12 protein-coding genes are annotated in these 12,752 nt (G+C 65.4%); 2 read left to right on the plus strand and 10 right to left on the minus strand.

The genetic code is table 11. From position 1 onward, the window contains the following. Positions 1–90: 90 nt before the first annotated feature. Positions 91–1,587, minus strand: a complete 1,497-nt coding sequence (gene rng / locus ACYVGK_RS10480) for a ribonuclease G (protein WP_460733373.1) — start codon at positions 1,585–1,587, stop codon at positions 91–93. Continuing rightward, positions 1,584–2,171: a Maf family protein gene (locus tag ACYVGK_RS10485; RefSeq protein WP_460733375.1), complete on the minus strand. Its 588-nt coding sequence runs from the start codon at positions 2,169–2,171 to the stop codon at positions 1,584–1,586. Before ACYVGK_RS10485 ends, rng begins: the two co-directional genes overlap by 4 nt. Before the next feature lie 200 nt (positions 2,172–2,371). On the opposite strand from ACYVGK_RS10485, the gene ACYVGK_RS10490 reads away from it, so the two are divergent. Beyond that, positions 2,372–3,115: an SIMPL domain-containing protein gene (locus tag ACYVGK_RS10490; RefSeq protein WP_460733377.1), complete on the plus strand. Its 744-nt coding sequence runs from the start codon at positions 2,372–2,374 to the stop codon at positions 3,113–3,115. A gap of 366 nt (positions 3,116–3,481) precedes the next feature. Beyond that, positions 3,482–4,156, plus strand: a complete 675-nt coding sequence (locus tag ACYVGK_RS10495; RefSeq protein WP_460733379.1) for an energy transducer TonB — start codon at positions 3,482–3,484, stop codon at positions 4,154–4,156. A 57-nt stretch (positions 4,157–4,213) separates the two neighbouring features. On the opposite strand, the gene ACYVGK_RS10500 is transcribed toward ACYVGK_RS10495, so the two are convergent. The 8 genes from ACYVGK_RS10500 to ACYVGK_RS10535 all read right to left on the minus strand — a co-directional run bounded on the left by ACYVGK_RS10500 (position 4,214) and on the right by ACYVGK_RS10535 (position 12,639). Then, positions 4,214–6,502, minus strand: a complete 2,289-nt coding sequence (locus ACYVGK_RS10500; protein WP_460733381.1) for a PAS domain-containing sensor histidine kinase — start codon at positions 6,500–6,502, stop codon at positions 4,214–4,216. Between the two features lie 163 nt (positions 6,503–6,665). Beyond that, on the minus strand, positions 6,666–7,136 hold the full coding sequence (rlmH, locus tag ACYVGK_RS10505) for a 23S rRNA (pseudouridine(1915)-N(3))-methyltransferase RlmH (protein WP_460733383.1): 471 nt from the start codon (positions 7,134–7,136) through the stop codon (positions 6,666–6,668). Between the two features lie 110 nt (positions 7,137–7,246). Further along, on the minus strand, positions 7,247–7,909 hold the full coding sequence (locus ACYVGK_RS10510; protein ID WP_460733385.1) for a hypothetical protein: 663 nt from the start codon (positions 7,907–7,909) through the stop codon (positions 7,247–7,249). Continuing rightward, the gene (locus tag ACYVGK_RS10515) at positions 7,909–9,492 is read right to left on the minus strand and encodes an alkaline phosphatase (protein ID WP_460733387.1); all 1,584 of its coding nucleotides are present in this window, start codon (positions 9,490–9,492) and stop codon (positions 7,909–7,911) included. The genes ACYVGK_RS10510 and ACYVGK_RS10515 overlap by 1 nt, the downstream gene beginning before the upstream one ends. 196 nt (positions 9,493–9,688) lie before the next feature. Then, the gene (gene rsfS, locus ACYVGK_RS10520) at positions 9,689–10,129 is read right to left on the minus strand and encodes a ribosome silencing factor (protein ID WP_460733389.1); all 441 of its coding nucleotides are present in this window, start codon (positions 10,127–10,129) and stop codon (positions 9,689–9,691) included. A gap of 30 nt (positions 10,130–10,159) precedes the next feature. Continuing rightward, positions 10,160–10,843, minus strand: coding sequence for a nicotinate-nucleotide adenylyltransferase (nadD, locus tag ACYVGK_RS10525; protein ID WP_460733390.1), 684 nt, complete (start codon positions 10,841–10,843; stop codon positions 10,160–10,162). A gap of 97 nt (positions 10,844–10,940) precedes the next feature. Next, positions 10,941–11,990 (minus strand): DNA polymerase III subunit delta, encoded by a 1,050-nt coding sequence (gene holA, locus ACYVGK_RS10530; protein ID WP_460733392.1) that lies wholly within the window; start codon positions 11,988–11,990, stop codon positions 10,941–10,943. A gap of 4 nt (positions 11,991–11,994) precedes the next feature. Continuing rightward, the gene (locus ACYVGK_RS10535; protein ID WP_460733394.1) at positions 11,995–12,639 is read right to left on the minus strand and encodes an LPS-assembly lipoprotein LptE; all 645 of its coding nucleotides are present in this window, start codon (positions 12,637–12,639) and stop codon (positions 11,995–11,997) included. Between the last annotated feature and the right edge of the window lie 113 nt (positions 12,640–12,752).

Consider the following 12,752-nt stretch of genomic DNA (forward strand, 5'->3'; position numbering starts at 1 on the left):
CTTGCCGTTGCTCTTTCAATGGCAACAGCAAATGCACCCCACCCCAGCCCTCCCCTTCGCGCTGCGCGCGAAAGGGAGGGAGCGGAAAAGTCAAAGCAACACGACATCGAACTGCTCCTGCGCATACTGCTCGTCCGCCTGGAAGCGGATCGACTTGCCGAGGAATTCCTCCAGTTCGGCCACCGACGCGGATTCTTCGTCGGTGATGCGCGCGACGACTTTCGGCGAGGCGATCACCAGCAGCCGGGCGGCATCGAACTGCCGCACCTGGCGCACGATCTCGCGGAAAATCTCGTAGGTCACGGTTTCGGGTGTCTTCAAAGTGCCGCGGCCGCCGCATTCGTGGCAGGGCTCGCTGAGCTGACGTTCCAGGCTTTCGGTAGTGCGCTTGCGGGTCATCTCGACCAGGCCCAGCGGCGAGAACTCGTACACCGTGGTCTTGGCGTGGTCGCGGGTCAGCGACTTCTCCAACTGCCGCAGCACCTGACGCTTGTGCTCGGCATCGGTCATGTCGATGAAGTCGATGATGATGATGCCGCCAAGGTTACGCAGGCGTAGCTGACGGGCGACCGACTGCGCCGCCTCCAGATTGGTGCGATAGACGGTTTCCTCGAGATTGCGCTGACCCAGGAATGAACCGGTGTTCACATCGATCGTGGTCATCGCCTCGGTCTGGTCGATGACGAGGTAGCCACCCGACTTCAGCGGCACTTGCTTGTCCAGCGCGCGCTGGATCTCGTCCTCGACGCCGTACAGGTCGAAGATCGGGCGTGCGCCGGTGTAGTGCTCGATCTTCTCGGCCAGGCCCGGCATGTACTGGGCGGCGAAGGTCTTCAGGCGCTCGCAGGTTTCACGCGAGTCGACCTTCACCTTCTCCACGTCCTTGCGCATCAGATCACGCACCGCGCGCAGCGGCAGGCTGAGGTCTTCGTACACACGTTCGCCGACGCGGGAGCTGGCGGACTTCTCCTCGATCAGCGCCCAGGCGCGGTTGAGGTAGGCGATGTCTTCGGCCAGGGCTTCTTCCGGCTGGCCTTCGGCATTCGTGCGAACGATATAGCCGTGATGCGCGCCTTGCGGAGACAGCGTGGTGACATGCGTCTTCAGGCGCGCGCGTTCGGCCTCGTCCTCGATCCGCGCCGACACGCCGACCACGCGCGTGCGCGGCAGCAGCACCAGATAGCGCGACGGAATGCTGAGCTGGGTGGTGAGGCGTGCGCCCTTGCTGCCGATGGGATCCTTCACCACTTGCACGACGATGTCTTGACCTTCGCGCAGCAGCTCGGCGATCGGCCGAACCGGCGCGGGCGGCAACGGCGCGGCATCGCCCTCGCCTTCGCCCGCGACCACGGCCTGCGCGGGTTTGACGATGTCGGCTGCGTGCAGAAATGCCGCGCGGTCCAGACCGATGTCGACGAAGGCGGCCTGCATGCCGGGCATCACCCGCTGCACTTTGCCCTTGTAGATGTTGCCGACCACGCCACGGCGCCAGCCGCGCTCGATATGCAGCTCCTGCAGCATGCCGTTCTCGACCACGGCGACGCGGGTTTCGCGCGGGGTGACGTTGACCAGGATCTCTTCGGTCATGCCGACACCGGGGATACGGCTTCCAGGCCAAACTGGCGCAACAGTGCCGCCGTTTCAAAAATCGGCAAGCCCATCACGCCGGTGTAGCTGCCACTCATTCGGGTGATGAAGGTCTCGGCGAAGCCCTGGATTGCGTAGGCGCCGGCCTTGCCCTGCCACTGGTCGCCGGAGAGATAGCCGGCGATCTGCGCCTCGCTCAGTGCGGCGAAGCTCACGTCCGAAATCGATACGGTCTGCAGCTCGCGTCCGGGCGAGACCAGCGACACCGCCGAGATCACCTGATGCGTGCGGCCGGACAGCTTGCGCAGCATCGCGGCGGCATCTTCGGCATCGCGCGGCTTCCCGAACACCTCGTCATCCAGCACCACCTCGGTATCGCTGCCCAACACCACGGCGCTGGGATTGCTCATTACCTTGAGCAGGCCGGCGCCCGCCTTCTCGCGGGCCACCCGACGCACGTAGTCCTCGGCGGGTTCGCCGGGTTGGCGTTCTTCGGGCAGGTCCAGGTCGATGATCCCGAACGGCAGGCCGAGCCGACCCAGCAGTTCGCGCCGGCGCGGGGATTGGGAGGCGAGATAGAGCATCGGGTCCTTGCTTGGGAGGCGCGGGAAGCGCTGACTGCGCGTCCGTGCGGGATTCGCAGGCGAAAGGATAACCCGGGCTGACTGGCCGCCGACCCGCAGCCGGTCACGCAACCCTGATCGGGCTCACGAATCGTTTACCGTGTCCGCGCACTTAGCAGGCCTAGCGCATCCCCCTCGAAGTCGTCACAAGGAGTTCCACCATGCCCCAGCCGCTGTCCCTCGCCCTGCGCCCGCTCACGCTGGCTGCCCTCCTCACCTTCGGAGTCTGCTCGCCGATGTCCTCCCATGCCCAGACCACGCCCTACGTCGCCACCGACGGCACCCTGCTGAACGTTTCCGCGCAGGGCGAAGCCAAGCGCGTGCCCGACATCGCCCTGATGTCGACCGGCGTAGTCACCCGCGCCACCGACGCCAATGCGGCCATGCGCGCCAATGCCGAGCAAATGGCCAAGGTCGTGGCCGCGATCAAGGCCGCCGGTATCGCCGACAAGGACGTGCAGACCAGCGGCATCAACCTCAATCCGACGTATCAGTACCGCGACAACCAGCCGCCGACGATCACCGGTTACGAGGCGCACAACACGGTGAACATCACCGTCCGCGACATCGCCAAACTGGGCAAGATCCTCGACACCCTCACCGCGGTCGGCGCCAACCAGATCAACGGTCCCAGTTTCGACGTCGACAAGAAGGACGAAGCGCTCGACGAAGCGCGCCGCAAGGCCGTTGCCAGCGCGCAGGCGCGCGCCGATATGTATGCGAAGACCTTGGGCATGAAGGTGCGTCGCATCGTGAGCATCAGTGAAGGTGGCCGCTTCGCTCCGCCGATCCCGATGGCTCGCGGGATGATGATGGCGAAGGATGCCGGGGCCGAAACCTCGGTGTCGCCCGGCGAGAACACGTTGAGTGTGAATCTGGATGTGGTGTTCGAGCTCGGTCGCTGAGTTCGACGACTGATCTAACAAGGGCCCGCAGTTGCGGGCCTTTGCTTTTCTGCGCAGTGTCTCGCAGCGACGACGCGACTCCTCGTCCTGGCGATCCCTCGCCCCGCTTGCGGGGAGAGGGACCGCGTCGCGAAGCGACGCAGGGTGAGGGGCGGCAAGGGCATTGCTCGCTTCGCTCGCCCCCTCATCCGCCTTCGGCACCTTCTCCCCGCGAGCGGGGAGAAGGGTAAGGACACCGACAGGATTCTCCCGTCCCGCCTGGCTTCACACGCGCAACGCGATTTCTCATCGGTATCTTTCCGAGATCAACCCCGTTCGCCACTCCGGCTCGTTGTCATCCATACAGACAATCCGTGGAGGTGGCATATGGTTCATACCCTCGCTCTTCGCCCCGATCGCACGCACACGCGTTTCCAGATCGGCAAGCCGGACTTCACACGGATCACCGCCGAAGCCGGCGCGATCGCGATCCACGGCGCAGCGCTGCTGTTGTTGTTGGCGCCGATGAACATGCATGTGCCGCAGGTTGCGCCGCATGAAGTTACCTATGAGTACATTCCGTTGAAGCCGAAGGACAATCCGCTGCCGCCACCTAAGCAAGTCGAGGTGGTCAAGCGTGTTGTACCCACGACGCCAACGGCCGTACCGCAGAAGGTCGAACGACAGCCCATTCCCGTCGCCGATCCTCAGCCGGGCGACACCGCCGCCGATCAGGTGGAGGTTGCAAAAGTCGACCCCGGCCTCGGCGACGCGATCATTGCGCCGCTGGTCGGAGCACACCTCGAATACGAAGCCGCTCCGCCGCCGCCCTATCCGCCCCAGGCGATCCGCGACGGACTTATGGGAACCGTCGTGCTTCGCGTGCTGGTCGGCATCGACGGCAAAGCCATCGAGGTGCAGATCGAGCGCAGCAGCGGACATCGTCTGCTCGACGCGGCGGCGAAGAGGCAGGTGCTGGCGAAGTGGCGCTTCAGGCCGGCGATGCAGGACGGCCGGAGCGTGCAGGCAATCGGGCTAATCCCGATCGAATTCAATCTCTGACCGTCGGCGAGCGCGACCCGGAATCCAGCCGGGCCGCGCTTCGTTGTCCATGCGATCTCAGCCCTGAGTCGTTGTCACGGAAACTTCTTCGGCGATGTCCGCTTCGACAGAAGGCAACTCGATCGTGAAGACGGCGCCCTTGTCTGGCTCCGACTCGGCCCAGACGCGACCACCGTGGCGATGGACGATCCGCTGCACGATCGCCAGGCCCACGCCGGTTCCTTCGAACTCCTGCTGGGAATGCAGGCGTTGGAACACGCCAAACAGCTTGCCGGCGTAGCGCATGTCGAAACCTACGCCATTGTCGCGGACGGAGTAGCGGTTCACGGCGCCATGCGCTTCACCGCTCACTTCCACGCGCGCTTCGCTGCCCCGGGTGGTGCTGTACTTGAATGCATTGGACAGCAGGTTCACCCAAACCTGACGCATGAGATTGGGATCCACGCACGCCGGTGGCAATGAACCGATCGTGACCTGTGCCTGGTTGCTCTGGTTGCCACGAGCTTCATCGAGCGCGCTCTGGGCCAATGCATTCATCTCCGCCCGTATCCGCACCAACGAATCGCGTCCCAGTCGGGAAAACGCCAGCAGGTCGTCGATCAGCATGCCCATCCGCCGCGCACTTTCGGCGATCAGGTCGACGTGGCGACGGGTCTTTTCATCCAGCTCGGTGGCGTCCTCCTTGAGCATGTGTGCGAAGCCGTCGATATGTCGCAAGGGCGCACGCAGGTCGTGCGACACCGAGAAGGAGAACGCCTCGAGCTCCCGATTCGCCGCCTCGAGCTGCGCCGTGCGCTCGCGCACGCGATTCTCCAGGTCGGCATTGAGCCGCAGGATCTCCTGCTTCGCCCGCCGGGACTCGGTGATGTCACGGATCACCTTGGTGAAGCCGCGCAGGCCACCGCTTGCATCCAGCAGCGGCGTATTGATGACCTGTGCCAGGAAACGGGAGCCGTCCTTGCGCACGCGCCAGCCCTCCGCTTCATAACGCTCCTGCGAGCGGGCCACGGCCAGTTCGTTCAGGGGTAGATCGTTGCGGACGTCTTCCTCGGTGTAGAAACAGGAAAAGTGCTTGCCGACGATCTCCGTCGCCGCGTAACCCGTGATCCGCTCGGCGCCGGTGTTCCAGGTCACCACCCGCCCCTCCGGGTCGAGCATGAAGATGGCGTAGTCGCGCACGCTCTCGATCAGCAGCCGAAACCGCTCCTCGCTTTCGCGCAACGCAGCCGTCTGCCGGTTCCGCTCCGAGATATCGACGATAGCGGCCAGCACGAACGATCCCTCGTCGGTCTTCACCGGATTGAGGCCGATCTCGACCGGGAACTCGCTGCCATCCCTGCTGCGACCGAACAACTCGCGCCCCTGGCCCATCCGGCGCGCTTCGGGGGCGAAAAAGTACACCGAACGCAGGCCCGAATGCCCCGACCGGAAGCGCTCCGGTATCAGCACTTCGACCTTCTGGTTCAGTAGTTCATCGCGACCGTAATCGAACAGCCGCTCGAGTTCGGCATTGACCAGCACGATGCGTCCACTCTCATCGATCATGACCATCGCGCTGGGGGCGGACTCGACGGTAGCGCGGAAGCGTGCCTCCAAGCGCTTGCGTTCGGAGATGTCGACGATCGCGGCCAGCACGAACGAACCTTCATCGGTCGTGACCGGATTGAGCCCGATTTCGATGGGAAATTCGCTGCCGTCCTGGCGAAGACCGAACAGATCGCGCCCCTGCCCCATTCTCCGCGATTCCGGGGTCGCGAAGTACTGTGTGCGCAGCGCGGGATGACCTGCGCGGAAACGCTCCGGGATCAGCCCCTCGATCTTCCGGCGCAGCAGCGCGTCATGTTCGTAGCCGAACAGCCGTTCGAGCTCGGTGTTGACCAGCACGATCGTACCGGTCTGATCGATCATCACCATCGCAGTGGGCGCGGACTCGACCGTCGCGCGGAAGCGCGACTCCAGCCGCTTGCGCTCGGAGATGTCGACGATCGCGCTTACGACAAAGGTTCCTTCCTCGGTCGTGATGGGATTGAGCCCGATCTCGATGGGGAATTCCGTGCCGTCCTTGCGCAGACCGAAAAGATCGCGCCCCATCCCCATGGGTCTGGCGCTGGGCGCCTTGGAAAAGCCTGCACGGTAATGCGGGTGGTTTCCGCGGAACCGGAACGGCACGAGCACTTCGATCGTCTCGCCCTGAAGTTCGACGGCGGAATAACCGAAAAGGCGCGCGGCGTGCGCATTCACCAGCTCGATCACGCCGTTTTCGTCCACCATCACGATGGCGGTCGGCACGGAATCGATGATCGCCGTCAGTTGCGCTACCGATCGTTCAAGGAGTGCGCGCCCCATCCTTAGCTCCCCTCACCTTTGGCCTTCCTTGCAGCGGCGAGTTGCCAAACCGAGCCGCCGCGGGAGTGCCCACCGGGACGTTCAAGCTGCGGCCGAGGCTACGACCGGGCCGGGACGATTGCAAGCAACTGCCTGAAGGCGGGCGCCGGCCTTCGGAAAGCGCTTATGCGCGGTGATAGGGATGGTTCGCCAGCAGCGCCGCTGCGCGATACAACTGCTCGGCCAGCACCAGCCGCACCAGCATGTGCGGCAGCGTCAGCGGACCCAGCGACCATTGCTCGTCAGCGCGCGCAATGACTTCGGACGAATGGCCTTCCGGCCCGCCGATCAGGAATGCCAGATCCCGTCCCTGCCCGCGCCAGTGTTCCAACCGTTGCGCGAGCTGCTCGGACGACCACGTCTTCCCGCGCCCATCCAATGCCACCACCGTCGCCTGCTTCGGTAGCGCAGCAAGCACGCGTGCGCCTTCGTCCTGGGTCGCGCGCGCGGCATCGCGACCCTTGCCGCGCAGACCCGGTTCGATTTCGACCAGGTCCAGCGGCAACCAGTGCGAGAGGCGCTTCTGATATTCGCCGAAGCCTTCGGCCACCCAGCGCGGCGCACGCTCTCCCACGGCAATGAGCTTTGCTTTCATGCGCGCATGGTAGCGGACGCCACGCGCGGCCTTCCTTGTAGGTGCCGGGCCTGCCCGGCACTAGGCACGCTGACGAAAAGCGTCCCGGGCAGGCCCGGGACCTACGAAGGTCAATGTTCGGCAGCCACGCCCGCGCCTTCACGGATATAGCGACGGGCGAAGGGGTCCAGCTCCATGTCGCCGATGTCGGCGTAATCGATCTCGCGCATGCCATCCGTTGCGGTGAACGCGTCACCGACCGGACGCTGCTCGAGCGAACGCAGTTCGAGCACGTAGGCCGCGCGGCCCTTGCCACTGCGGTAACGCGCCGGCAGATCCGCAGCCTCCAGCCAGTCCAGCCGAACCGGCACGCCGCGCAAGTCGCCGCCGTAGCGGTGCGCTCGTGCGTCATGCGCGGCAGACACATTCGTCGCTCCCTGCTCGCGGAGCTGTGTGCGCAGTGCGGGATCCACCAGATGGCTCAGCTGGCTCCACTTGGGGTTGCGCCCCAGCGCGCGCAGGTCGCCGGGCGAATAGCTGACGACGCGGTCATCGGCGACGAAGACTTCGCGATGGACCAGCCCATCTGCGCCGCTTTCCCAAACCCGCACCGGTTCACCGGCAAAGCGGTATTCGACGCGCTTGTCGGTGCGCACCAGCACCAGCGTGCGGTCGCCCTGGCCATCATGGACGCGATATTCCGCCACCCAGGCCGGCGCCGCCGGCTCGCCGGAACCGGCCCATGCAGGGCCGGTTCCAAGCAAGCACAACAGCAGCAGGATCGCCCGATGCATCACTTGCGCTTGGCCATGCCGGCAAGCAGGTCGCTCACCATCAGCGGCGGCACGAGCTTCTTCTGCTTCACCAGGCCGCAATTGCCGAACAGGTTGCACAGGAACGTATTCACGCCCTGCTCGGACCGCGCCATCACGTGGAAGATCGTGTTCTGCTCGACCACGCCCTGGAACGCATACGCGCCGGGACCACGTGCATAGATCGCGACGTCTTCGGCTGCGTGGGTTTCCGATTCCAGCGGAACCGTCGCTTCCTGCAGGTAGGCCGGCGCGCTGGTGTCGGTCGTCGTCAGATCGGGACGCGGACCCGGCACGCGGTAGCCGGGGCCATTGGCGTAACCGAGCGTGGTGTACGGCTTGCCGTTCGCATCGAGCGCGAGCTGACCGTTGGTGCGCACCTTGCCGAGGATGTCGTTGCCGCGATCGGGATAACCGGCGACGGTGAAGGTATGGCTGTGGTCGGCGGTGACGATGATCAGCGTGTCGGCGGCCGAAGCCTTGCTCTGCGCCATGCGCACCGCGTCGGACAGCTCCACCGCGTCAGTCAGCGCGCGGAACGCGTTGCCGGCGTGATGCGCGTGGTCGATGCGGCCAGCTTCAACCATCAGGAAGTAACCCTTCTTGCCGCTGGCATTGAGGATGTCGATGGCCTTGCTGGTCATCTCGGCCAGGCTCGGCTCCTTGCCGGCATCCAGCGGACGGTCGTACTCGTATTCCATGTGCGAGCGTTCGAACAGGCCGAGCACATGCCGGGTGCTGCGCGGATCGATCGCATCGAACTGCGCCTTGTTCCAGACGTACGCCGATTGCGGCTTGCTCGCCCATTCCGCGCCGAGGTCGCGACCATCCTTGCGACGGCCCTTGCTGCCGGTGTCTTCCGGATCAGTGGAAGTGTTGGGAAGGAAGTAGCTGCGACCGCCGCCCATCGCCACTTCGATGCCGTCGCCGAACGGGAATTCGATCAGCTGGCGCGCGATGTCCTTGCAGCCGTTGGCCTTGGCTTCCGCGGTGAGTTCGGCATCGCTTTCCCAGTCACGGTTGGGCGAATGCGCGTAGGTTGCGGCCGGGGTCGCGTGGGTCAGGCGCGCGGTGGTGACCACGCCCGTCGCCATGCCCATGGCTTCGGACATTTCCAGCAGCGTCGCCACACCCTGGCCGCGTGCGGACGCGCAGTCGTTGTAGCGCACGTTCTGGGTGACCGAGAGCACGCCCTGGTTGGTCTTGATGCCAGTCATCATCGCGCTCATGGTCGGCGCGGAGTCCGAAGTCTGGCCATCGACCGAATAGGTCTTGGAAAGGCTCACGTACGGGAAGCGCTCGAAGCTCAGCGAATTTTCCTCACCCTTATGGCCATTGAGCTGGCCTTCCAGGATGCGCGCCGCAGCGACCGTCGACAGGCCCATGCCGTCGCCGACGAACAGGATCACGTTCTTGGCGGAACGATCGATCGGGCGCAGCGCAGCGCCGTCGTGCGCGGCGCGTGCGCCGTCTTCGTACCACTGGCGGGGGCTTTCGGCGAAGCTGGGGGCAGCCACCATCGCGGTTGCAGCCGCGCAGGCCAGGATCAGGTTGAGTCGACGCATGAGGATCTCCGTCCCAAGAAAAGGCGGACATCCTGCTTGCGGAATGTTGCGGTGAGATTGCGCGCATGCGACCGGTGGGTTGGTCGCTACGACAGGCACACACGCCTGATCGTCACATTGCAGATTGCGGATACAAAAACGGCGCCATCAGGCGCCGCTTTTCCGCAACACTGCTTTCGCAGCACTACTTGCGAGGTCAGAACCGGCTTTCAGCGCCGGTCTCGCCCTCGTAATCATCGGTTTCCATGCGCGAGCGCGGCGGCTGGTCGCCGACGGTCCACAAGCGTTCCAACGCATAGAACTCACGTACGCGCGGCAGCATCACGTGGACGACGACATCGCCCAGGTCGACCAGTACCCACTCGGCTTCGCGTTCGCCTTCCACGCCCAACGGTTGGACGTCGAGGTTCTTGGCGAATTTGACCACTTCGTCGGCGATCGACTTCACGTGTCGGGTCGAGGTGCCCGAAGCGATCACCATGAAATCGGTGACGCTGCTCTTGCCGCGCACGTCGATCTCGACCACGTCCTTGGCTTTCAGGTTCTCTACCGCTGCATGCACTGTCTTGAGCAGGACTTCGACCGGCGGCGGCGGGTTGGGGAGGCGGGTCTTGATGACTTGGGCTTGGCTGGTCAAGGGGCGGAGCTCTCTGGGATTGCCGGGGAATTATAGGGAAACCGAGTCTGGCCCGGCTGTCGAGTACAAACCGTGACGTTCGATGTAACTGGCGACGGACGGCGGTACCCAGTCGCGCCAGTCGCTAGCGTCGCCCGACCCGATGCGACGGCGCAGCTCGGTCGAGGATTCCGGGCGCAGTTCTTGCAAGGCCAGCACCGCCAGCCCCCCGCATGGGCGCGCGCGCAGCTGATCCAACGCGCACCAGCGCTGCGCGACTTCCGCGGCCACCTCGGGCGCGGCCTGTGCCAGGGCGTCCGGGTCGATGTGGGCACCGGGACGCTGCACCGCGAGGATGTGGGCCTGCGCGAACAGCTCGCGCCAGCGGTGCCAGGTATGCAGCTGGTGCAGCGAATCGCCGCCCACCAGCCAGACGATCGGCAGCGCGTCGCCGAATTCGGCGCGCAATCCCAGCAACGTATCGATGGTGTAGGAAGGGCCTTCGCGGTCGAGTTCGCGGCGATCGACCTTCAAGCCGGTTTCGCCGGCGACAGCCAGGTCGAGCATCCGTGCACGTTGCGAGGCGTCGGCGTGGGTCGGCCCCTTGTGCGGCGGGTCTGCCGCTGGCAACAGGTACACGGTGGCTTCGACGGCATCGCGCGCGGCGCGGGCCACGGCGAGATGACCGTAATGCACGGGATCGAAGGTGCCGCCGTAGCAGATTCGCAAATTCATGTGGGAATGCATCCGCCTTGTAGAGCGGAGCTTGCTCCGCTGCCCTTGCCTTGTCCTTGGGAGTTCTAAAATCAAGAGCAGCGGAGCAAGCTCCGCTCTACAACGAGCGCACCGCCAGCAGTCGCGCGGCGCGCGGTTCGGCGACGGCCAGTAGCAGGCGTTCCAGCGCCACCCAGGCATCGTCGGGCTCCTCGCCCCGGCGCGGCCGGCCCTTGGCGATGCTGTCGACACGCCCCGCCTGCGCGAGGAATGCCTCCCAGCGCTTGGCATCGTGCCGCTGCAGCGCGCGCCGGTACATCGGCTGCTTCGACTCCCAGATGCGTTGCGCCTTGAAGGCGTTGGCGAGATTGCCCGCACGCGCCAGCGCGGAAGCGGTCTGCAGTTCCTTGATGACCATGCCGAGCAGGGCCGGCACTGCCTCGCCCTCGCCGCGCAGGCCACGAACGATGCGCGATACCTGCGCGCCCTGCCCGTTCATGGCGGCATCGATCAGGCGGAATACGTCGAAACGCGCGGCGTCGGCGACCAGGTCCTGCATACGCGCGAAATCGAGTGTCTCGCCGTTGGACAACAGTTTGAGCTTCTCTATTTCCTGCGCCGCTGCCAGCAGGTTGCCCTCGACGCGGTCTGCCAGCAGTTGCACGGCATCGCGATCGGCTGTCAGCCCGCGCGAACGCAGGCGGCTCTCGATCCAACCCGGGAGCTCATGCGGTTTGACCGGCCATGCAACCGCGATCTGGCCGATGCGCGCAATCGATTCGCTCCATTTGCCACCGTGCTGCTTGCTCCATTCGCCGGCGGTCACCAGCAGGGTGATATCGGCTGGCGGATTCGCGCAGAACTCACTGATGACGCGCGCGCCTTCCGTGCCGGGCTTGCCGGTGGGCAGACGCACTTCGAACAGACGCCGGCTGGCGAACAGGCTGGGCGCATGGACACTCGACTCCATCGCCGCCCAGTCCGGTTCACGCTGGTTGCCTTCGGCCTCGAACACCTCGCGCTCGCTGATGCCCTGCGCACGCGCAGCCGCGCGTACCGCATCAGCGGCTTCCAGCACCCGCAGCGGCTCGGGGCCGGCGATCAGATACGCAGGACGCAGCGGACCCGCCTTGACCTGCGTGGCCAGCTGTTCCGGTTTGAGTTCCATCAGATCAATGCGGCTTCGGCGGATTGGCCGGAACCGGCTCGGGTGTCGGTGTGGGCTGGTCCGGCGGCGGATTCGCGTCGGCGGCTTCCAGTGCGGCCTTGGCGGCCTCTTCGGCCACCGGCTCATCCAGATGCGACTTCGGCATCACGGTTGTTCCGGACGTACGCGCGACGGCCCCAAGGCGACGAATGATCGAGGCGGCCATCTCGCGGCGCAGTTCTTTCACGAGCAGCTCGCGCTCGCCTTCGGTGCCGACCGCATTGACCGGGTTGGAAATGTAGTCGCGCGCGAGTTCGACCGCCTGGCGCGGCACCGGCTTGGTGCCGTCGGCCTTGCGCACTTCGAACACCACCGCATAGCGCAGGCTGTACTCCTGCGCACGACCGAGCTGGTCGACGCTGATCGGCGTATCGGCCCAACGCTCGGAGAGCAGGTCCACCACGGTGGCGTTCTGGTCGTCCACGCTGGCCATTTGCGCCCCCGCACGCTGGATGGATTGCGTGAGCGAATCCGCCAACGGGCTGTAACGATCGACCGATGCGACTCGCACCGTACCGATGTCGGCGGGCAGCACGAGGGCATCGCGCAGGTGGAAGCCGCAGGCCGAGAGGGCCAGTGCGAGGACGAGAGGCAGGCTGCGACGGATCATGCGCGAAGTCTGGACGAGGGCGGCGCAGGCGGCAAGCCGCGTCCGGCCGCGTCGTTCACGAAGCCCGTCGCGGCGCGTCGACAGGACAAGGCGCAGGAACTCGCCTGCGCCTT

Source organism: Lysobacter tyrosinilyticus (assembly GCF_054779815.1).